The 20,850-nt window shown below is 71.9% G+C and carries 16 protein-coding genes; 7 read left to right on the plus strand and 9 right to left on the minus strand.

The features are described from left to right. Positions 1-46: 46 nt before the first annotated feature. The 5 genes from B042_RS0111360 to B042_RS0111380 form a co-directional block, all read right to left on the minus strand. On the minus strand, positions 47-1,759 hold the full coding sequence (locus B042_RS0111360) for an ABC transporter substrate-binding protein (protein ID WP_028648393.1): 1,713 nt from the start codon (positions 1,757-1,759) through the stop codon (positions 47-49). A 217-nt stretch (positions 1,760-1,976) separates the two neighbouring features. Then, on the minus strand, positions 1,977-2,996 hold the full coding sequence (locus B042_RS0111365; protein WP_028648394.1) for a LacI family DNA-binding transcriptional regulator: 1,020 nt from the start codon (positions 2,994-2,996) through the stop codon (positions 1,977-1,979). Positions 2,997-3,095: 99 nt separating this feature from the next. Next, entirely contained in the window at positions 3,096-3,974 is an 879-nt protein-coding gene (locus tag B042_RS0111370) for an Fpg/Nei family DNA glycosylase (RefSeq protein WP_028648395.1), read from the minus strand. A 397-nt stretch (positions 3,975-4,371) separates the two neighbouring features. After that, positions 4,372-7,413, minus strand: coding sequence for a DNA helicase (locus B042_RS0111375; protein ID WP_028648396.1), 3,042 nt, complete (start codon positions 7,411-7,413; stop codon positions 4,372-4,374). Between the two features lie 120 nt (positions 7,414-7,533). Then, entirely contained in the window at positions 7,534-8,478 is a 945-nt protein-coding gene (locus B042_RS0111380; RefSeq protein ID WP_028648397.1) for an EamA family transporter, read from the minus strand. A gap of 72 nt (positions 8,479-8,550) precedes the next feature. Between B042_RS0111380 and B042_RS0111385 the strand changes: the two genes are divergently transcribed. After that, the gene (locus B042_RS0111385) at positions 8,551-9,465 is read left to right on the plus strand and encodes a LysR family transcriptional regulator (RefSeq protein WP_028648398.1); all 915 of its coding nucleotides are present in this window, start codon (positions 8,551-8,553) and stop codon (positions 9,463-9,465) included. A 7-nt stretch (positions 9,466-9,472) separates the two neighbouring features. On the opposite strand, the gene B042_RS0111390 is transcribed toward B042_RS0111385, so the two are convergent. After that, positions 9,473-11,077: a PucR family transcriptional regulator ligand-binding domain-containing protein gene (locus tag B042_RS0111390; protein WP_028648399.1), complete on the minus strand. Its 1,605-nt coding sequence runs from the start codon at positions 11,075-11,077 to the stop codon at positions 9,473-9,475. A 133-nt stretch (positions 11,078-11,210) separates the two neighbouring features. Here B042_RS0111390 and B042_RS0111395 point away from each other — a divergent pair, with 133 nt between their 5' ends. Next, entirely contained in the window at positions 11,211-12,491 is a 1,281-nt protein-coding gene (locus B042_RS0111395; protein ID WP_028648400.1) for an aspartate aminotransferase family protein, read from the plus strand. Positions 12,492-12,743: 252 nt separating this feature from the next. On the opposite strand, the gene B042_RS0111400 is transcribed toward B042_RS0111395, so the two are convergent. Then, a complete protein-coding gene (locus B042_RS0111400; protein WP_036554716.1) occupies positions 12,744-12,992 on the minus strand; it encodes a hypothetical protein in 249 nt (82 codons plus the stop codon). A 232-nt stretch (positions 12,993-13,224) separates the two neighbouring features. Then, entirely contained in the window at positions 13,225-14,040 is an 816-nt protein-coding gene (locus tag B042_RS0111405) for a carbon-nitrogen hydrolase family protein (protein WP_028648402.1), read from the minus strand. Positions 14,041-14,196: 156 nt separating this feature from the next. Here B042_RS0111405 and B042_RS0111410 point away from each other — a divergent pair, with 156 nt between their 5' ends. The 5 genes from B042_RS0111410 (at position 14,197) to B042_RS22900 (ending at position 19,926) form a co-directional block, all read left to right on the plus strand. Further along, complete coding sequence (locus B042_RS0111410) at positions 14,197-14,868, plus strand: TetR family transcriptional regulator (RefSeq protein ID WP_028648403.1); 672 nt, start codon at positions 14,197-14,199, stop codon at positions 14,866-14,868. Between the two features lie 42 nt (positions 14,869-14,910). Beyond that, positions 14,911-15,831 carry an ABC transporter ATP-binding protein gene (locus tag B042_RS0111415; protein ID WP_028648404.1) on the plus strand — a complete coding sequence of 307 codons (921 nt, stop codon included), beginning with the start codon at positions 14,911-14,913 and terminating at the stop codon, positions 15,829-15,831. Beyond that, the gene (locus B042_RS0111420) at positions 15,828-17,426 is read left to right on the plus strand and encodes an ABC transporter permease (protein ID WP_028648405.1); all 1,599 of its coding nucleotides are present in this window, start codon (positions 15,828-15,830) and stop codon (positions 17,424-17,426) included. The genes B042_RS0111415 and B042_RS0111420 overlap by 4 nt, the downstream gene beginning before the upstream one ends. A gap of 1,394 nt (positions 17,427-18,820) precedes the next feature. Further along, complete coding sequence (locus tag B042_RS0111430) at positions 18,821-19,711, plus strand: helix-turn-helix transcriptional regulator (protein ID WP_051415637.1); 891 nt, start codon at positions 18,821-18,823, stop codon at positions 19,709-19,711. Positions 19,712-19,725: 14 nt separating this feature from the next. Next, entirely contained in the window at positions 19,726-19,926 is a 201-nt protein-coding gene (locus B042_RS22900; RefSeq protein WP_036554721.1) for a DUF397 domain-containing protein, read from the plus strand. Between the two features lie 107 nt (positions 19,927-20,033). On the opposite strand, the gene B042_RS0111440 is transcribed toward B042_RS22900, so the two are convergent. Next, positions 20,034-20,846, minus strand: a complete 813-nt coding sequence (locus B042_RS0111440) for a class I SAM-dependent methyltransferase (RefSeq protein ID WP_197024268.1) — start codon at positions 20,844-20,846, stop codon at positions 20,034-20,036. Positions 20,847-20,850 lie beyond the last annotated feature (4 nt).

Genomic DNA, 20,850 nt, shown 5'->3' on the forward strand with positions numbered 1-20,850 from the left:
GCGCGGGAGGCGTGGTGGCGCCTCCCGCGCCCTCTAGGTGTTCGGTCTACTCGACCGGCTCGATCTCGGCCAGCGTCCGCACGCCGCCCAGCTCAAGCCAACCGTTCCACAGGGATGCCGGGGTGTTCGGGGTGTCCCCGGCCTCGCTCGGCCAGTTGGTCCAGTGCTGGGTGCTGTGCTGCGCCCAGAGGCCGTTGTACCAGAGCGGGATGGCGGGCATCTCCGCGAGCTGGATCTCCTGGATCTGCGAGGTGACCTCGGCGGCGCCCCCGATGTCGTCGGCGGGCACGGAGGCGAGCTCCTCGACCAGCTCCCACGCTTCCTCGTTCTCGTACCGACCGAAGTTCACGGTGGTCTGCTGCTCCTGGACGGGCAGCTGGAAGAGGTAGTCGTAGTAGGTCCAGGGGGTGTTGCTCTGCTGGCGCTCGTTGTTGATGAGCAGGTCGTACTCACCGGAGTTGCGCTGGTCGACCAGCAGGTCGAACTCGGGGAACTCGGCGGTGACGTTGATGCCGATCGCCTTGGCGTCCTCGGCGATGAGGCGCGCGGCCTCCATCCAGTCGGTCCAGCCGGAGGGGACCATGAGGGTGAGCTCGATCGGGTCGCCGTCGGGCGTCTCGACGAAGCCGTCGCCGTCCTGGTCCTGGTAGTCGGCGTCCTCCAGGTAGGCGATGGCCTCTTCCTGGCTGTAGGTGACGTTGGCCTCGCTGACCATCTGGTGGTCGACGTAGTCCTCCCAGGCCGGGAGCAGGCCGGTCGGGTTGGCCGCCTCGACCAGGTTGGCGTAGGGGCCCTCGACGATCTGGGTCGTGTTGATGGCCCGGGCCAGCGCCTGACGGAAGGCCACGTCGTTCATCGGCGCGCGGTCGTGGTTGAGCACCAGCCACGCGGTGTTGGCGCTCTGCATGTAGGGCGGACCGTCGTAGAAGCTGGTGAGCGTCTCGTCGCTGTTCAGCGTCTGGTCGATGCCCGGCAGGAAGTTGTTCGACAGGTCCAGCTCGTTCTGGGAGAGCATGCCCATCGTCACCTCGTTGGAGGCGTTGACGATGTCGACGATGTACCTGGCGTCCATGTCGAGGTCGAGCTGCTCGACGGCCCACCAGTCGTCGTTGCGCTCCCAGATCATCCGGTCGTCGGCGTGGTCCTCGTAGGCGTAGGGACCGGTGCCGACCGGGTCCTCGTTGGGGTTGTCGACCAGGTCGTTCTCAGAGGCGTCGGCCCAGAGGTGGTCCGGGACGATCGGGTTGGTGTAGAGCCAGTTCATCCACTCCTGGGGACGGGACTCGGAGAAGGTGACCGTCACGGTGAGGTCGTCGGTGGCCTCGACGCTCTCCACGTAGTCCCACACGTTGCTGTAGGAGACCACCTCGTTCTGGCCCAGCTCCAGGGTGGTGACGACGTCCTGGGCGTCCAGGGTCTCGCCGTCGGTCCACGGGATGCCCTCGCGGAGGGTGATCTCGTGGACGTCGTCGGCGGTCCACTCGTCGCTCTCGGCGAGCCAGTGCACGTACTCGTTCTCGGCGTAGTCGAACAGGAAGAGCGGCTCGTAGACGAGACCGATCGTGCCGACCGCGTACTGGCCCCGCATGAACGGGTTCCAGCTGACGGGCGGCCCCCACGCCGTTCCGGAGGTGTACAGGGTTTCGTTACGGGGGTAGGCGCCGCCGCCACCGCCGTCGCCGCCTTCGCCACCGCTCGAGCAGGCCGTGGCCGCCAGGGCCACCGCTGCGAGAGCGGCTGGAATCCGCAGAGCTCTCATCTCGACTCCTCCTCTGTCCCGGTCGGCCTTCGTATGGGGGTGCCTTCCGTGAATCCGTGATGCTAGAAGGTGGGAGCGCTCCCAATCAGGAGCGCAGAAGGCCGTTGCTGAACCGGGTAAGTGATCCCAACAACAACACGTCCACGGGAAGTGCGTCAATCCCCGACATGACCCCGTTATCCGCTTGTAACAGGTCAGACAGCTCACAGACGCCTGACTAGGACAGCAGGAGGCCCGTACTCGCACGCGGCTGGAGCTCCCCCGGGGAGATCTCCTTGCTCTGGACCCGTTCACCCGACACCACCTTGACCAGCATGCGAGCGGCCTCGCGGCCGTAGGAGACAACGTCGCGCACCACCGCGGTGAGCGCCGGGCGCACCAGGCCGCACAGCGTGGAGTCGTCCCACGCGACGATGGACAGCTGCGAGGGCACGTCCACCCCCAGTTCCCGGGCCACCCCCAGGCCGGCCACCGCCATGAGGTCGTTGTCGTAGACCAGGGCGGTGGGCCGGTCCGTGCGGGTCAGTAACCTGCGCGTGATGCGCGTCCCCGCCTCGCCCGTGTAGTCGGCGTGTTCGGTGTACACTTCAGCGACCCCTGCCTCCTCGGCAGCCTCCAGGAACGCCCGTGTGCGTTTTCCGGTGTGCACGAAGTACTCGGGGCCGGCGATCCGGGCGATCCTCTGATGACCCAGCGCCCCCAGGTAGTGCACCACCTCGCGCATCGGGGCGCTCTCGTCGGTGTACAGGCAGGGCAGGGACCCGATCCCCTCCGGCCCACCCAGGACGACGGTGGGCAGGAACGTCTTCTGCACCGCCTCGAACCTGGGGTCCTCGGTGCGCACGTCGACGATGATCACCCCGTCCACACGCTGCTCGGCCGCCCACCGGCGGTAGGCGGCGACCTCGGCTTGATGCTCTTCGGTGACCTGAAGCAGCAGGTCGACCCCCGAGCCGGTCAGCTCCGCCTCGATACCGGACACGAACTGCATGAAGAAGGGCTCCACGCCCAGGACGTGCGCCGGACGGTCTATCACCAGGCCGATCGCGCCCACCCTCCCCCCCGAGGACAGGGCCCGGGCCGGGCTGCTGGGAGCCCACCCCAGGTCGTGGGCGATGGCCAGGATGCGCCTTCGGGTCTCCTCCGAGACCCCTGGACGTCCGTTGAGCGCGTAGGAGACCGAACCCTTGGATACGCCTGCCGCCTTGGCGATGTCCACGATGGTCGGTCGCCGCATCAGTGCTCCCAATGCGTCTCTCCAGAGTCGATGGTGCTGAACCGGTTAAGCAAGTGGGATGGGATTGTACTCGATCGGTCGCGGAGTGCTCAGGGGAGCCTAACCCTGACAGCCGGGGCACCAGTAGAGGGTGCGCCCGGCCAGCTCCCGCGAGGCGACGGGGACGCCGCACACGCGGCAGGGCTCACCCGCCCGGTAGCAGACGTAGAGCGCGTCCTCGCGGGGCACCGGGCGCGCCCCGGGGTCGGGGCGGTGCCCGGGGCGGGTGGTGACGATGGAGCCGTCACGCACACCGTCGCGGAGCAGACCGCCCAGGTCGGTCCAGAGCGCCTCCCACCGGCCGCGGGTGAGGTCGCGCCCGGGCGTCAGGGGGTCGATCCCGGCCCGGAACAGCGACTCGGCGCGGTAGATGTTGCCCACACCAGCGATGACGTCCTGGCGCATGAGCAGCACCGCCACGCTGGTACGGGTCAGGGAGACCTTGCGCCAGGCGGCGTCGGGGTCGGCGTCGGGGCGCAGCGGGTCAGGGCCCAGACGTTCCTGGACGGACCGCTTGCCCTCCCCGGTGACCAGTTCGCACGCCGAGGCACCGCGCAGGTCCGCCCAGCCGGAGGCGGTGACCAGACGCACGCGGACGGCACCCGCCGGTGCGGGCGGCACCACGAAGCCCGCGCCGTCGCGCTCCAGGTCCAGACGCCGCGCGCCCTCCACTCTGGGCGCCCCCAGGTGCCGCTCTCCGTCGGCCCCGCCGAAGGTCCACGCTCCGTAGAGCCCCAGGTGCACACGCAGCCACTCCCCCGAGTCGAAGCCCAGGAACAGGTGCTTTCCATGCGCCTCGCTCTCGGTGAGCACGTGTCCGTCCACCCGGGCCGCGCCCTCGGCGAAGCGGCCCTGCGGGCTGGAGGCGCGCACCGCGGCCCCGCCGAAGGCCGTGGCGAAGTACGCCGCCAGCCGGTGCAGCGTGTGGCCCTCGGGCACGTGCGCCCCCTCTCCCCGGTCCGTCCGGGAGCGCGGACGGACCACCGCGCCCCGGACCTCGTGCTGGACTCAGCGTAGTGGCCTCCGAACAGCCCAAAACCCACCCGTCTTGCTCCAGGCCGCAGACGGGAGCAGTGCACGGGCGCCGCCGGTGTCCGCGGGAGGAGTCTCCACTGCGGCGAGGAACGAGCACAGTGGAGCTGCGGCCTCGACGGCGGCGGGCTGGCGGGTGGGCGACGACGAAGACGCCGGCCTCCGTGGGGCCCGAGCACCTGCCGGGCCCGCGAGGCGGCATGAACGCACCGGCCTTCTTGGCGCCCGGGCACCGGAAGGAAAACAGCGCCGCCAGGCGTCCTCCGAGGGTGGTGGGCGGCGCGGGCGGGCCCGCGAGGGACCGTCAGAACGCGAGGATCTCCCGGACCAGGGCCCGGGTGTCGGCCAGGCAGCGCCAGGCGGGGACCAGGACCACGGGGTCCCCGGTGGCCCGGCCGAGGGCCTCGCCACGGCGCACCAGGTGGCGCAGGGCGCGGCCGTCGGGGCCCCGGTCGAGGAGGACGACCAGGTGCCGGTCCGCGCGGCCCACGATCAGGTCGGCGGTCCAACCGCGCACGGTCCGACCGGCCTCGACCAGTGCACCGGTCTCGCGCAACCGGTCGGCCAGGGCGTCCCGGAGCGGGTCGGCCGCCTCCGCGGGGACACGGCCCCGCGCAGTGGTGTCCAGGTCGGCCAGCGGCCCGTCCCCGCCGGACCAGTACCCGCGGTCGCCCACCACGACGAGTCTGCGGCGGGTCCGGGTGAGCACGGCCGACCACAGGTGGTCCATGCGCCGGATCCTGCGTTCGGCGATGGCGGGAGCCCCGGCCCCGAGCATCGGGGACAGCACGGTGACGTCGGCCGTGCGCGTGTCCGAGGAGAGCACCTCGGGGCCGCCGACCCGCACCTCATGGTCGAGGTGCCGGGTGCGCAACTGCCTGCGGATCAGCGCGATCTGGGGCTGGGTGGGCGCCACGACCGCGATGACCGCGCCCTCCTCGGCCTCGGCGTCGGCCTCGACGGCGGCGATAGCGGCGCGGTAGGCCTCGTCCCTGTTGACGTAGGAGGCTCCGGGGGCCGCCTCGCAGGCTCCGGCGACGTCGTACCACCGCAGGACCGGTCCGCCGTCGGGGTCGGGGACGGTGCGGACCAAGACGCGCCCGCCGTAGCAGTGCCGCGCGGCGGCCCCCGCGAGCCGCGGGGCGCCGCCGGTGTGCTCGTCCAGCCAGAGCAGTTCGGGTGCGGCCCGGCGTGCGGCCCACAGCGCCGAACCCGAACCGTACCGCAGCCCCTGTTCGTCGAGCCGGTCGGCGCTCACCCCGGCGGCGACGACGGCGCGGCGTTCCTCGGAGGGTTCGAGTACGCTCGCGGGCCCCGAGTGGGCGGGGTCGCCGAGCACGACGGCCCTGGTCGCGCGGTAGAGGGCGGGCAGCAGTTCGGCGGCCCGGGTGTGTTCGGCACCCACCACGACCACCAGGTCGAAGAACCCGGGCTGCGGGGGCAGGGCCCGGACCTGGCCGGTGCGGCACATCCAGGTGGGAAGGGTGGCGAGCAGGTCGGACATCCCGGGCCAGCCGGGGCCGTCGTGCCAGTTGAGGGCCTCTAGCCGGTGGGCGATGGCCGCCCGTCCCCGTCGCAGGCGGGGTTCGGTGGCCGCGGTGAGGCAGGCGGCGCCGGAGCGGCGGTGGCGGGCGAGTGCGTCGGCCAGGTCGCGGACCAGTTCGTCGAGCGGGGCACAGCGGGTGCGCTGGTCGACGGCGCGGCGCCAGTCGCGTTCCATCGCGGCCACGGCGCACAGCCGCGCCAGGTTCTCCGGGTCGGTGCTCACGCCCAGTTCGCGGCGGACGGCACCGCGGTGGCGGAGCCCGGAAAGGCCGCTGCCACCAGCGGCCTCAGCCCGGCGCAGCCAGTATTCGGGCCCGCCCCGCTCCGGAGTGAAGAGGGCGTCGGGGTCCCAGCCGTGAGCGATGCTGCGGGCGCGTTCGGCGGCCAGGTAGGCGAGGGCGGCTCCGCCGGAGGCCATGGTGTCCATGGCCCGCCAGACCTCGCGGACGCGTTCCCACTCCCGCGCCAGGTCGGCCCAGTGCGTGTCGGGGTCGTTCTCCGCCGGTCGGGTCTCCTCGGCGGTGTGCTCGGTGAGCAGGGTGTCGAGTCGACGCATCTCCGTTTCGCGGTGTTCGGGGCCGCCGACGCGCACGGGATGGTGTTCGGGTGCGGTTCCCGCGCGACGGGTGATCTCGGCGAGGTCCTCCTCGCCGTGGGCGCAGACGAGGGTGCGCTGTCCGTGGGCGGCGGCGGTGCGGACGAGGGCGTCGACGAGGTCGAACGCACCGGTTCCGGGAGGGGTGGCGGCCACGGTGAGCCGCTCGCGCATGGCGGAGTCGAGGACGGCGTACTGGGACTGGTCGAGTGCCGTGGCGGAGACGGGGACGGCGGTCGGTGGCGGCACCCGTGTCGGTTTCCGCGGGCGGACCGGGCCCCGGAGGGTGGCGGTACGGGGGCCCGTGGCGGAACGGTCCAGGAGGGGTTCCAGGGCGGTGCCGACGACGCGGTCGGGGTCCAGTCCGTCCCGGCCGGAGGGGTCGAGGTCGGCGAGGACGGCGGCAATGGTGCCGGGGGCGGGGCCGTCGGTGTCCGGGCGGTCCTCGGGCCCGGCCCGGAAGAGCACGGCGGTGTTGTGGGCTCCGGCGGTGAACGCGGCCGGACGGCCGCGGGTGGCGCGCGGGTCGATGGCGTCGACGCGTTCGATCTCCAGTCGGCTGAGCAGGGCACGCGCCTTGGCCGCGAGGTCGGCGACGGCCGCCGGGCGGTGGGCCTCGGCGGGGGTGCCGGCGCGCAGGCGAGCGCGGAGTTCGAAGAGGTCGTCGGCGTCGGTGACGCCGAGCCGGGTGAGGAGGGCCGGGTTGACGTCGGGCGGTCCGACGGCGCGGACGGCCGGGAATCCGGGGCCCACGGTGAGGGCGTCGGTCTCGTCGGCGGCGCGGACGTCGGCGGTCAGCAGGGGGAGGACGGCGCGGTCGTCGCCCTCGCCGAGGACGACCATCGGATACCCGTAGCGCAGGGCCTGGCCGCCGAGGCGGGACACACGCATGACCCGGGCGGCTCCGGGGTCCAGCCGTAGGGTGTCCCCAGCCCCGCTGAGCAGGATCTCGGGGCCGCTCGGCAGACAGGCGCAGGTGTCGGTGCCGACCCGCGCGGCGGGCACGGCGTGGGTGTGCACGGCCTCCCGGCTCAGGCAGGCGCGCAGGTAGGCCAGGAGGGAGCGGGTGCCGTCGCGGTCGGCGGCGGGTTCACGGCGCGGTGGGGCCTGCGCCGACGGGTCCGCCGCGGTAGGGGGCGGGCCCGCCACCGTCACGGGGCCGACCGGTCCCGCGGCCTCCTGCTCCTCCTCCTGCAGTGACCTCATGCCACCCCGCCCCCCGTAGTGTTACCGACCGGCTACCCAAAGCCATCGACGCCCATTGTGGTGGATGAACCGGGAGCGGACCCCCCGAACGCGGGAAACCGTCGCGATTCCCGAGGCCGGTCACCGTGCGGCCGGGGCCTCCTCCAGGCCGGGGTCCCTTGGCAGCGGCTCCGGGGGCGGCTCCTCGGCACGTGGCGGGCGGCGGGTTTGGGACGAGCCCAGCAGGACCCCGCCGACGACCAGGGCGCTGCCGACCAGCTCGCCGGGGGTCGCGCTCTCGCGCAGGACCATCCAGGCGGCCGCCATCCCCACCACGGGGACCAGCATGGAGAACGGAGCGACGACGCCCGCCGGGTGGCGTGCCATGAGCCAGGTCCACACGCCGGATCCGAGCACGGTGCCGATCACCACGGTGTAGGCGAGTCCGGCCACGGCGGGGAGCGCGGCGGCGGTGCCGACGGAGGCCAGGGAGGCCGCGATGGGCCCGGGTCCCTCGACCGCGAACGCCAGGGCGAGTATCGGCAGCGGCGGGACCACGGACATCCACAGGGCCAGGTGCAGCGGGTTCGCGGGCCTGGCCAACCGGTTGCAGGTATTGCCGATCGCCCATCCGAACGCGCCCGCCAGGGTGAGCAGGAACGGCAGGACGGCAGCGTGTTCGGCGCGCTGCCAGCCCACCAGCGCCATCCCGCACACGGCCACCGCAATGCCGACGGCCTGACGTGCGCTGAGGCGTTCGCGCAGGAGCACCGCGCCGAGCAGGACGGTGAACGGCGCGGAGGCCTGGAGGACCAGCGAGGCCAGGCCCGCGGGCATCCCGGCGGCCATGGCCCAGTACAGGAAGAGGAACTGAAGGGTTCCGAAGCCGATCCCGTAGCCGACGAGCCAGCGTACCGGCACCTTCGGCCGGGGGACGAGCAGCACCGTCGGCAGGGCGATGAGCGTGAAGCGCAGGGCCACCAGGAAGAACGGCGGGAAGTGCGTGAGGGAGGCGTCGATGGCGATGAAGTTGAGCCCCCATATGAGGGCGACGGAGAGGGCGAGCAGGCGGTGTCCGAGCGGCATACGTCCCAGGCCAACAGAATTCTCAGTTAAGCACAATCAATAATTGCTACACCGACTCTTTAGACTGCCTGCATGAACGTCCGGCACCTGGAACTCCTGCGCGAACTCGCCGAGCACGGCAGTGTCACCGCGGTCGCGCAGGCGACGTACCGGACCCCTTCGGCGGTGTCGCAGCAGCTCAAGACGGCGCAGCGGGAGTTCGGCACGGCACTGGTGGAGCCGTCGGGGCGTGGCCTGCGCCTGACCGAGGCGGGCCGCCTGCTCGCCGAGGGCGGCACGTCCGTGGCGACCGCCGTCGAGCGGGTACGGGCGCGCTGGGACGCCTTCCACGGCGAGCCGACGGGCACGGTCTCCGTCGCCGCGCTGCCGAGCGCGGCGGCGTTCCTGTTCCCCGGGGTACTGCGCGAGATCTCCGGCACCGCGATCACGCTGCGGTGCGGCGACTTCGATCTCGCCGAGGCGGAGTTCGCGCACCTGGCCACGGACAACGACGTGGTCATCGCCCACAGCCTCACCGGCGCCCGTCCTGCCGGAACCGAGGGGCTGACCGTCGTCCCGCTGGCGCGTGAGCCGCTGGACATCGCGATGGCCGCCGACCATCCGCTGGCCGCGCTGCCCCGGGTGTCCCCCGCCGATCTGGAGGGCCAGGAGTGGATCGGCGTACCGGAGGGCTACCCCTTCGACACGGTGCTGAGGTCGGTCCAGCAGGCGGTGGGACGGCCGTTGGCGGTCGCCCAGCGGCTCAGGGACAACCGGCTGGTGGAGTCGCTGGTGGCCTCCAGCGGCCGGATCGCCGTCCTGCCGCGCTTCACCACACCGACCGGTGCGGGGCTGGTGCTGCGCGAGCTCACTGGCACTGCGTCCACGCGGCACGTCTCCGCCGCCCTGCGGCCCGACCGGGCCGAGCGGCTGGCCGTGCGGCGGGTCCTACGCTCCTTCGAGCGGGTGGGGGCCGAGGTGGAGGCGCTCCACCGCGGCCGCCGGTGAGCGTCGGTCAGCGGTCGTCGCGCACCGAGTCGAGGGAGAGCAGGGCCACGTGCAGCGACAGGCAGGCCTCCACCGAGTCGAGGTCGGTGTCGAGGATGCGCGCGATCCGGCGCAGCCGATCGTAGAAGGCCGGGCGGGACAGGTGCGCACGGCCGGCCGCCAGGGCCTTGTTGCGCCCGGCCTCCAGGTAGTGGCGGAGCATCTCGGTGAGGTCGCCGCCGTGGCGCGCGTCGTGGTCGAGCAGGGCGCCCAGTTCGCGCTCCACGTAGGTCTGCACCCGCTCGTCGTCGCGCAGCAGGTGCAGCAGCCCGCGCAGGTGCAGGTCGGTCAGCCGGTAGAACGGCCGGCGCTCGCTCTGGCGGACGGCCGCGTCCCCCACCTGGCGGGCTTCCAGGAACGAACGGCGCACCTCTCGGACACCGTCGGCCGACGATCCCACGGCCAGGACCGCGGCGTCCCCGACCATGGCGGCGACCCGGTCGGCGAGCCCGCGCAGCACCGGGTCCGCGCTCCGCTGCTCCGGCACGGGGAGCAGGATGCCCACCCTGAGGTCGTCCAGCGATCCCACGAGCGCGGGAAGGCGCAGCTCGCGGCAGGCCCGCGCGGCGGCCTCGGCGGTGTCGGAGAGCAGGGCCTGCCCGGCCAGTCCGCCGCCGCTCTCTCTCAGGCGCAGCACCAGGCCCAGGAGCTGGCGGCCCTGGAGGGGGACCCCGACAGCCCGCGCCCGGACCAGTGCCTCCTCGGGATCGGTGTAGGAGCGGTCGATGATCCCGGAGATGATCGTCCGGTGCGTCTGGCGCTCCAGGCTCTCCTGCTGGTGCTCGATCAGCCGTCCCAGGGCCAGCGTGGTGGCGGCGCGTTCGACGAGCATCCGCTGGCGGGGGGCGGGGGACGCGCCCGCGACGAGGACCAGGCGGCCCCAGTCCTGGCCGGGCGCGCCGACACCGGTGACCAGCCATCCGGTGTCGGGGTCGTACACGGTGCGGCTACCGGAGCGGACCGCGCGCGAGCGGTTCTCCCACGAGGCGAGGACCGCCGCGGGGTCCGCGCCGTTGAGGTCGCAGGCCAGGACCTGGTGGGTGAGGTTCTCCAGCACGGCGGGGCGGCCGGACATGCGGGCGACCTCGCGCAGGACCTGGGCGGTGTCGGCGCCCTCCACTGACAGGCGGGTGAACACCGAGTGCATCTGTTCGGAGTCGCGCAGCTCCTCCAGCTGCTCGTTGACCACCCGGACGTGCACGGCCTCGGTGATCTCGACGAACCGGGCACCGTGGTCGAGCTGGACGAGGGGCACCCCGGCGGCGCGGGCGGCGTCGAGGAAGGCGGGCGGGAGTTCGGTGTGGTACTTGCGCCCGAGTTCGACGGCGACTCCACTCACCCCGGCCTCGGCGAGGTCGTCCATGTAGCGGCGCAGGGCGTCGGGGTCGTCGGGCATCGCGATGCCGGTGCTGAGCACCAGTTCACGACCGTACAGCAGGTGGGCGAGGTCGGTGACGTCGGCGATGTGGACCCACCGGACGGGCACGTCCAGGCGGTCGGCCCCCGCGACGACCCTGGGCCGGGCGCGTTGGAGGGGCGGCAGCCGGAGGACCTCGGCGAGGGTCGGAAGCATCCCCTCATTCTAGGACGGGGTGTGACGCCGGTGGGTGCCGTGCGTTACATCCCGTATACGGTCCGAACCCGATCGTCCCAGTACTGCCCTGCCGGTGTTGGCCCTCCCGCCGGAGCCCGGGGACACTGAGGACATGTCGGAACTTCTCACACGCCACCGCGCGGTCATGCCCTCATGGATGCCGCTGTACTACGAGTCCCCGCTGGAGATCGTCAGCGGGTCGGGCTCCCGTGTCACCGACGCCGAGGGCCGCACGTACCTGGACTTCTTCACCGGCATCGCCACCAACATGCTCGGCTACGACGTGGCCGAGGTCCGCGAGGCCGTTGAGCGCCAGATCGCCAGGGGCGTGGTGCACACCTCCACCCTCTATCTCATCCGCGGCCAGGTCGAGCTGGCCGAGCGGATCGCCCGGCTGTCGGGCATACCGGAGGCCAAGGTGTTCTTCACCAACTCCGGGACCGAGGCCAACGAGACCGCCCTGCTGCTGGCCACCCACGCGCGCGGCAGCGATGAGGTCCTGGCCCTGCGCGGCAGCTACCACGGCCGCTCGTTCGGCACGGTCGCGGTGACCGGGAACCGGGTCTGGAAGAACTCCTCCCTGTCGCCGCTGAACGTGCACTACCTGCACGGCACCGACCACGCGGCGCGGGCGTTCCGCGGTATGACGGACCAGGAGTACATCGGGGCCTGTGTGGCCGACCTGCGCGACGTCCTGGACACGGCGGCCCCCAACGTGGCGTGCCTGATCGCCGAGCCGGTGCAGGGGGTGGGCGGCTTCCAGATGCCCCCGGACGGCCTGTACGCCGCCTACAAGGAGGTCCTGGACGAGCACGGGATCCTGTTCGTCTCCGACGAGGTCCAGACCGGGTGGGGCCGCACGGGGTCGAGTTTCTTCGGGATCGGCGCCCACGGGGTCACGCCGGACGCCATGACCTTCGCCAAGGGCCTGGGCAACGGTTTCGCGGTGGGGGGCGTGGTGGCGCGCGGCGACCTCATGGACCGCCTGCCCGCGCTGGGTGTGGCCACCTTCGGCGGCAACCCGGTGGCGATGGCGGCGGCCGGTGCGGTCCTGGACTACGTGCTGGAGCACGACCTCCAGGGCAACGCGCTGCGCCAGGGTTCGCTGATCATGAGCGGCCTGCGCGCGCTGACCGCGCTGCCGAGCGTGAAGGACGTGCGCGGCCGTGGCCTGATGTTCGCGGTGGAGATGGCCGACCCGGTGACCGGAGCGCCCTCGGCCGCCCTGGCCGGACGGGTCCTGGAGGAGGCCCGTGGACGCGGGCTGCTCGTGGGCAAGGGCGGTGTGCACGGCAACGTCCTGCGCATGGCGCCGCCGCTGACGCTGTCGACCGAGGACGCCGCCGAGGGCCGCGACCTCCTGCTGGAGGCCGTGCACGCCGTCGCCGCCTGAGCACACCCGTCCGGCCGACGTGCGGCTGAGGGCGGTGGAGGGCGACACACAGCAAAAGACCGCGCCGCAGGCGTCCGTTGAGGGCGGTGGCGGGCGACGGGTGGGCCCGCTCGCCTGGCTCCAGGCGACGGCTGGAACAGGGCGAACACGCCGGCCTCCTGGGCGCCCGAGCACCGTCCGAGCCCGCGAGGACGCGAAAACACAGCCCGGGACCGGCTTCCCCCGAATCCGGTCCCGGGCGCGGCCGGGCGGCTAGTGTGCCGCGAAGGCGGGCTGTCTCGCAGCCGTGCCGGCGCTGACGAGGTCGGCGCAGTCCCGGCAGCCGCGTACGCGCCCGCCGTCCGGGAGTACGCCGATGACGCGCCGGGGGCGGGGCCACTTCACGTGGCATACCGCGCAGGCGTCTCCCGCGCGCTGCTCCGTGGTCAGCGTCTCAGGATCGTAGACGTGGATCTCCGACGCGCCGTCGGGCCGCGCACCCGCCGCACACACCGTGCTCATTCCGCGCAATGTCCTTGCTCCCCCCGTGGTTTAGGACAGTCTGGCGGGCCGATTTTTACCGGCTCTTTACCGAATTAGAGGCTCTCGATACCCAGAAGCACTCGGACCGAATCAAATCACTCGGCGCACGTTGATCATAACCCTAAGTAACTAACTCTGGGAAGACCCTCGTCCATTCGTAGGCATTACAGCGATATGCCCGGTGCCTATGCTCTCGCAGCGATACGGGGTATCAGTACTCCGGGCGTGGTACGACCTCGAATCGGCGCAGGGAGAGCGACGGGTTCGTCACGCGCACCTCCTCAATCCGCGTGACCGAAACCTCAGCGGAGGCGACCGCGAACGCCTGCTCCCCCAGCGCGGCCACCGGAGTACCCATCGGATCGACGACCATGCTGTTGCCCGCGCCGCTGGGAGCGGCCTGCCCGGCCGCGGCGACGTAGACGGTGTTCTCCAGCGCACGCGCCCGGACCAGCGTCCGCCAGTGCTCCTCCTTCAGCGGGCCCGGCACCCACTGCGCGGCCAGCAGCACCACGTGCGCCCCCGCGCCGGCGATTCTCCGCGTCACCTCGGGGAAGCGCAGGTCATAACAGGTCTGCAACCCGAAGACGACGCCGTCGACCGCGAAGGTCTCCGGTTCCTCGATCGGCCCGGGGCGGACCACGTCCGACTCCCTGACCCCGAAGGCGTCGTAGAGGTGGATCTTGCGGTAGAGCGCGATCCGCTTGCCCTTGGGCGAGAACGCGGCCAGCGTGTTGGTGAAGCGGCTCGCCCCCTCACCCTCCTCCGCCTCGTTGGCGCCCAGCACCAGGTGCACGCCCTCGGCGCGGGCGGCGTCGGCGGCGGCCGACAGGAAGGGGCCGTTGAGCGGCTCGGCCGCCTCGACGTAGCGGTGGTCGGTGCGCCCTGCGGTGAACATCGCGTACTCGGGGAGCAGAACCACGTCGGCTCCCTGGGCCGCGCCCCTGGCGGCGAGTTCGGCCACCGAGCGCGCGTTCTCCGCCTTGTCCTGCCCGGGGGCGAACTGAGCGACCGCGACCCGCACCATGGGCTGTCCTCCCTCGTAGCCGCCGGGGGCCGGGGTGCCCCGCGGCGTGCGTCCACCGAGTGTACGGGCCCGCGCGTACCCCCCGCCCGGCGTTCGTCCGACAGGACCCGCCCTACCCCTTGCCAAGGCACTGAACAAGCATTTAGCATGCTGAACATGTGTTCAGCTCCCAGGAGGCCTCCGGAGCCGGAGGAGGACCTCACCGCGCGGGCCCGCATCCGCGGCGCCGCCATCGCATGCTTCGGGCAGAAGGGATTCGGCGTCCCGGTGCGCACGATCGCCGAGCGCGCGGGCGTCTCCCCCGCCCTGGTCATGCACCACTTCGGTTCCAAGGCCGGGCTGCGCCGGGCCTGCGACGAGCACGTCCGGAACTTGGTCTACGAGATCAAGAAGGACTCGGTCACCACCGCCGACCAGCGGACGTTCCTGGACCGGTTCGCCGGCATGGACGAGTACGCCCCCTACGTCGCCTACTTCGTCCGGTCGTTCCAGGCCGGCGGGGACATCGCCCACGCGCTCTTCGAGCACATGGTGGAGGACATCGAGAACTACCTGGCCGCGGGCGAGGAGGCGGGCACGGTCCGCCCCAGCCGGGACCCGGCCGCGCGCGCCCGCTTCCTCGCCATGGGCCACATCGGCTCGCTCCAGATGTTCCTCACCATGCACTTCCCCGGCCCCGACATCGACTTCAGAGAGGTCATGCGGGCCTGGTCGGAGCGGATCACCCTGCCCACGCTGGAGATCTACTCCGAGGGCCTGTTCACCAACCGCGCGATGCTCGACGCCTACCTGCTGTACGTGGGGGACCCCCCCGAGGAGGAGTCCTGATCCTCCCTCGCCCGCGTACACGATCACCCCCAGGAGAGAGACATGTCCGCACCCGCCATCGAGGTCAGCGGCCTCGACAAGTACTTCGGCCAGTTCAAGGCCCTCGACGGCCTCGACCTCACCGTGGAGCCCGGCCAGGTCGCCGGGTTCCTGGGCCCCAACGGCTCGGGCAAGTCCACCACCATCCGCGTCCTGCTGGGCCTGCTCAGGTCCGACGGCGGCACCGCCCGCCTGCTCGGCGGTGATCCGTGGAAGGACGCCGTCACGCTGCACCGCCGCCTGGCCTACGTGCCCGGCGACGTGTCCCTGTGGCCGAACCTCACCGGCGGCCAGGCCGTCGACCTCCTCGGGCGGCTCCACGGCAGGGCCGACCGCACGCGCCGGAAGGCGCTGCTGGAGCGGTTCGAGCTCGACCCCACCAAGAAGGCGCGCACCTATTCCAAGGGCAACCGCCAGAAGGTCGCCCTGGTGGCCGCTCTGGCCTCCGACGCCGAACTGCTCATCCTCGACGAGCCCACCTCCGGGCTCGACCCGCTCATGGAGTCGGTGTTCACCGACTGCGTGCACGAGGCCAAGCGCCAGGGCCGCTCCGTGCTGCTGTCCAGCCACATCCTGGCCGAGGTCGAGAAGCTGTGCGACACGGTCACCATCATCCGCAAGGGCCGGACCGTGGAGTCGGGCACCCTGAACGACCTGCGCCACCTGACCCGCTCCACCGTCCGCGCCACCACCGAGGGCGACCCGAGCGCGCTCGCCGGCCTGACCGGTGTGCACGGCCTCAACGTCGAGGGCGCCGATGTCACCTTCGACGTCGACAACGATCACATGGACCAGGCCTTCCGCGCACTGGCCGACCTCGGGCTGCGGTCCCTGGTCAGCAACCCGCCCTCCCTGGAGGAGCTCTTCATGCGCCACTACGGCGACGAGCTCGCCGCGCTGAACGGCGAGGGGGCCGCGAAGTGAGCACCTTCACTGGTACGGGACGGCTGATCCTGTTCATCCTGCTCCGCGACCGCATCCGGATGACCGTCTGGACACTCTCCCTGGTCGGCTCGATGTTCATGGTCATCCCCACGCTCGCGGACATGTTCGCCACACCCGAGCAGCGGATGGCCCGCGCCACGATCATGGAGACCCCGACCGGCATCGTCTTCGGCGGCCCCGGCTACGGGCTGGAGGAGTACGGGCTCGGCGCGATGGTCGCCAACGAGATGACGCAGAGCCTGCTGGTGGCACTGGCCGTCATGGGAATCCTGCACGTGGTCCGCCACACCAGGGCTGAGGAGGAGAGCGGACGCGCCGAACTGCTACGCGCGAACGTGCTCGGCTCCAGCGCCCAGATCACAGCCGCGCTGGTCACCAACGCCCTGGTCAGCGGGGCCATCGGTGCCCTGATCACGGTCAGTATGGTGGTGAACGGCCTGCCCCTGGCGGACTCCGCCGCCTACGGCGCGGGGCTGGCCCTGGCCGGTGTCGTGTTCGGAGCGGTCGCGGCGGTGTGCGCCCAGGTGTCGGGGTACGCGCGCGGCGCCAGCGGCCTGGCCTTCCTCGTCATCGGCGTCCTGTTCATGCTCCGCGTGGTGGGCGACATCGCCGAACGCGGCGGCAGCGCGCCATCGTGGTTCTCGCCCTTCGCGTGGGTGCAGCAGACCCGGGCCTTCGACGACCTGCGCTGGTGGCCCCTGGCGCTGTATGTGCTGGTCATCGCGATACTGTTCGCCGTCGCCTACGTCCTGGCCGACCGGCGCGACCTGGGGGCGGGCCTGGTGGCCGCGCGCCCGGGTCCCGCCGGGGCGGGTCCCCTGCTGAACGGGGTGCTGGCGCTGCACCTGCGCCAACAGCGCGCGTCGATCATCGCCTGGACCGTCGCCGTGGCGCTGTTCGCGTTCGCGTTCGGCACCCTGGTCACGGAGATCGACGGGATGGCCGAGCAGAACCCGGAGATCATGGCGCGGATGGGCCTGACCGGCGAGGGCATGATCGAGGCGTTCCTCGGCGTGCTGACGCTCTACATCGTGATGCCGACCGCGGCCTTCGCCGTCCTGTCCGTCCTGCGAGCCCGCGCCGAGGAGGACTCCGGGCGTGCGGAACTGGTGCTGTCGTCGGCGGTGGGCCGCCTCCGGTGGATGGGATCGACCGTGCTGGTCAGCGCCCTGTCCGGGATGGTCATGATGTTCCTGGGCGGGCTGGCGATGGGGGTCGGCGCGGCCTCGGCCACCGGGGACACCGCGTGGATCCGGGTGGTGGCTGAGGCCGGGGCCGCCCAGATCCCGGTGGTGCTGATGTTCGCCGGGCTCACCACCCTGTTCTTGGGTGCGGCTCCGCGCCTGGTGGGCCTGGTGTGGGCGTGGTTCGCCTACGGGCTGTTCGTCACGATCTTCGGCCTGCTGATGGACTTGCCCGACTGGATGGTGCACGTCGGCCCGTTCGAGATCGTGGCGCTGCTGCCCACCGAGGAGTTCGCGCCGGTGCCCTACCTCGCCGTCCTCGCGGGGGCGGGGGCCGCCGCCGCGGTGGGCCTGGCCGGGTTCCGCCGCCGAGACCTGGTCACCGCCTGAGGGGGCCGCTCAGCCCGGCAGGAGGTCCATCGCCCAGCCGGGGGCCAGCACCAGGAGGAGGAAGCGGGCGGTGCGGGTGACCATGGTGATCGCCGAGAACACCACGACGTTCATCCGCACCGTCCCCGCCAGCACGCAGAACTGGAGTCGGCACCTTCGTCACGAAGAGGTTCCCGAATCACTCACCATGACATGAGGTGGGAACGGCTGCTACGGACACAGGTCTGCCCCTGGAACGGCGGTCCTAAAGGCCGGGTCAGCCGACCTTCATCGCTCCGTTCATCGCGATCAGCAGCGTCTCGCCGGGCGTCGCCCGCCCTCTACGCGCAGAGGACCACCCAACCGTTACCAGCCCGGACACGCGATGGCCCACCTGAATAGACCCTGAACTGCACTGATAGGCGCGGAGGGGTGGCCGCAGGGCACACCTACCCGCTGGCCCCCGTGTGGGCCCACCCGTTGGCCCTGACGCACATCGTGCTCACTCGGCACCCCCCACAAGTCCCTCCCTCCGCTGGACTCGACACCGCACCGCGCACAACAAACCGGGGGTGGTACCGGCCCGTGCCGGTACCACCCCAAGAGCGCGCCTGCTCTCCGGTCAGGCCCTCATCGCCTGCCACTGGCGCACCAGATGGGCCAACTCAGCGAACTCACCCCCGCCACCAGGGGTCGGAGAAGACACCCGAGCGGGCACAGAAGCGTCGGCGGCGGCAAGGAGATCACCGCCGCCAAGCCCCGCAGGCCCCAAACGCCCCGGCCTCGTACCCCCGGCTCCGGTTCCGGGGTAGCGGAAGCGCTCCTCCGCACGCACCAGATAAGGACGCACCCCGCGCACCCCGTCATCGTCCACACACCACCCGAGCCGCCCCAGATACGGGTTCCGCACACGCCGCACCTCAACCACTCCCTCGAACACGCCGCTCTCGACACAGGCACGCGCACCCACACCCACCGGAGGCTCCGGGGCGGGAGCGGCCTCCAGACCCGCCCACACCTCCCGCCCCTGCCCCAGACGCGGACGGGGCCGAGGCACCTCCCCCGGCCGCACCGGCACGGCCGGGCGGCCCACCGGGCTGCACAACACCGCGGCCAGCACCGCCCCGAGCACCCACCGCACCCGCGCACCCCAACCCCGGCAGCGCCTGGTCGGTTATCGCCCTGGCCAGCCCTACGGCGACCGGCCCCGGTTCCTTCCACGAACACACGACTTCCCTCACGTCACATCCACCTCACCCGTTCTGTGCCATCAGCGTTGAACCGCCGCGTTCCACAGGGCCATGGCCCGTGCGGCGATCGTGCGTCCATCATGATTTGCAACGACGCAAATTACAAGCGACGCATTCCGATAGGCGAATATTATGTAGCGATGTGAATACGGTGGGAATGGGAAGATGGCAGCGGCACAGCAGCGATCCCAGGAGGTGGAGATGCCCGAGGGCACTCCGGTGCACGGCTCCCCGGCCCGACGGCACTACCTGATCAGCCAGCTCAAACGGCTACGCACCCGGACAGGCCTGTCGCAGGAGGAGGCCGCCGAGGAGATGGGCTGGCACAAGTCCAAGGTCTCGCGCATGGAGAACGGCAAGTGGAAGCGCCTGAGCGGCCCGGAGATCGACGCCCTGTGCCGCTTCTACCAAGCCCCCGACGACCTGCGCGAGGAACTCACCCGTATCGCCAAAGCCGCCAGCCGCAGCCGTGCCGCCTGGTGGAACGCCTACGAGGACGTCCCGGGCGGCGCCTACTACCCCCTGGAGTACGAGGCCGACCAGATCCTGGAGTACACCATCGGCCTGTTCGGCGGGCTCGCCCAGCACCCCGACTACATCCGCGCGCTCATGGCCCGCGGCGTGGTCCCCGACGAGAGCGAGCGCGAACGCCGCGTGCAGGTCCGTCTGGAGCGCACCCGCAACATCCTGGACCGCCCGAACCCGCCCCAGATGTGGTGGATCATCGACGAGCCGGTCCTGACCTGCCAGGTCGGCGGCCCGGACGTGATGCGCACGCAGTTGGAGCACGTCCTGGAGCTGAGCGAGCACCCCCGCATCGACCTCCAGGTGCTGCCCCAGTCACAGGGCATGAGCCTCAACTACGGGTTCTGCCTGCTCCGCCTGGGCGACGACCGCGTCGGGCACGTCGACGTCCCGCCCCAGGGTCTGCTGTTCGACGCCCCCGACGACATCGAGCACCACGTGCTCAGGTTCCACCACCTGCAGGCGGCCGCCCTACCCTTGGACCACTCCCGCGAGCTGATCCGCCGAAGGATCACCGAACTCAACCCCTGATGCGAGGCCTCGCGATGAACACCACCCCCGGCAACGGCTACTCCCCCGCTCCGCACGGTTGGCACGTGTCGAGCCACAGCAACGAGGCCGGCACCTGCGTCGAGGTCGCCCAAGGCCCGGTGACCGGCGTCCGCGACAGCCAGCACCCCGACCACGGCGCCCTGTTCTTCCCCGCCGACGCGTGGACGGGCTTCATCACGGGGGTCTCGATGTGACGGGGCACCCGGCGCCCCCGCGTTCTCAACGGATGCTCAGAGCGTGCTCAGAACGCACTCACGAGGGCGAGTGGAGGGGGCGGGCGGATCCGGCCGGGCGCGGCCCCTCACCGGTCCGCGATGACCAGCCCCTGGCGGGTGGTGACCGTGAAGGGTCCCCGCCGGAGCCGTTCCTCCAGATCCCTTGCGGCCTGCTCCAACGCCGCCTCGAAGGGGACCCCGGCCTGGTCGGCCCACGCCCGGTAGGACCCCAGGTGCGCCAGCACCGGCTCGGGGGTGTCCACCTCGATCACCCCCGACAGCTCCTCCACCCGCACCCGCGCAAAGTGGGCACCGAACGCCTCCCCTGCGTCCTCCAGCGGGAAGTGCTCGGACAGCTTGATCCGGCGCGGCCCCCGCCCGGTGCCCAGCACGGTGCCCGCCGCCGCAGACCACAGTCGGTCGATCTCGTGCTTGTCCGCCCGGGAGTTGGTGGAGGCCACCACCCGGCCGCCGGGCCCGAGCACGCGCGCGAACTCGGCGATCCCTCGGGCGGGGTCGGGCAGGTGGTAGAGCATGTGCATCGCCAGCACCGCGTCCACGCTCCGCTCGCCCAGGGGCAGACGGGCGGCGTCCGCGCACACCACCGGGGCCTGGAGCGCGCCCAGCAGGGAGGCGGACACGTCCAGGCCCACGGCCCGGACGTCGGGCCTGTCGGTGCGGACGCGGTGCAGGTAGCGGCCGTTGCCGCAGCCCACGTCCGCCCACACTCCGCCCCGGTCCGCGAGGCGGTCCAGGGCCAGGCCGGGCAGGTCGAAGACGGGGCGCTGGTAGTCGTACAGGCGCTGGCGGGCGCCCAGGTCACGGTCGTCGCGGTAGGCGCTGTCGGCCAGGACGCGGTGGTCGGTGGTGGCCCGGGCGGAGGGGTGAGCGGACTCCATAGGG

Origin of the sequence: Nocardiopsis sp. CNT312, assembly GCF_000515115.1 — a bacterium.
Taxonomy (GTDB): Bacteria; Actinomycetota; Actinomycetes; order Streptosporangiales; family Streptosporangiaceae; genus Nocardiopsis.

Bases quoted from the DNA above. Each gene is read 5' to 3' on its own strand.
- B042_RS0111360 (WP_028648393.1), bottom strand. From the start codon at position 1,759: ATGAGAGCTCTGCGGATTCCAGCCGCTCTCGCAGCGGTGGCCCTGGCG.
- B042_RS0111365 (WP_028648394.1), bottom strand. From the start codon at position 2,996: ATGCGGCGACCGACCATCGTGGACATCGCCAAGGCGGCAGGCGTATCC.
- B042_RS0111375 (WP_028648396.1), bottom strand. From the start codon at position 7,413: ATGAGGTCACTGCAGGAGGAGGAGCAGGAGGCCGCGGGACCGGTCGGC.
- B042_RS0111380 (WP_028648397.1), bottom strand. From the start codon at position 8,478: ATGCCGCTCGGACACCGCCTGCTCGCCCTCTCCGTCGCCCTCATATGG.
- B042_RS0111385 (WP_028648398.1), top strand. From the start codon at position 8,551: ATGAACGTCCGGCACCTGGAACTCCTGCGCGAACTCGCCGAGCACGGC.
- B042_RS0111390 (WP_028648399.1), bottom strand. From the start codon at position 11,077: ATGCTTCCGACCCTCGCCGAGGTCCTCCGGCTGCCGCCCCTCCAACGC.
- B042_RS0111395 (WP_028648400.1), top strand. From the start codon at position 11,211: ATGTCGGAACTTCTCACACGCCACCGCGCGGTCATGCCCTCATGGATG.
- B042_RS0111400 (WP_036554716.1), bottom strand. From the start codon at position 12,992: ATGAGCACGGTGTGTGCGGCGGGTGCGCGGCCCGACGGCGCGTCGGAG.
- B042_RS0111405 (WP_028648402.1), bottom strand. From the start codon at position 14,040: ATGGTGCGGGTCGCGGTCGCTCAGTTCGCCCCCGGGCAGGACAAGGCG.
- B042_RS0111410 (WP_028648403.1), top strand. From the start codon at position 14,197: ATGTGTTCAGCTCCCAGGAGGCCTCCGGAGCCGGAGGAGGACCTCACC.
- B042_RS0111415 (WP_028648404.1), top strand. From the start codon at position 14,911: ATGTCCGCACCCGCCATCGAGGTCAGCGGCCTCGACAAGTACTTCGGC.
- B042_RS0111430 (WP_051415637.1), top strand. From the start codon at position 18,821: ATGGCAGCGGCACAGCAGCGATCCCAGGAGGTGGAGATGCCCGAGGGC.
- B042_RS22900 (WP_036554721.1), top strand. From the start codon at position 19,726: ATGAACACCACCCCCGGCAACGGCTACTCCCCCGCTCCGCACGGTTGG.
- B042_RS0111440 (WP_197024268.1), bottom strand. From the start codon at position 20,846: ATGGAGTCCGCTCACCCCTCCGCCCGGGCCACCACCGACCACCGCGTC.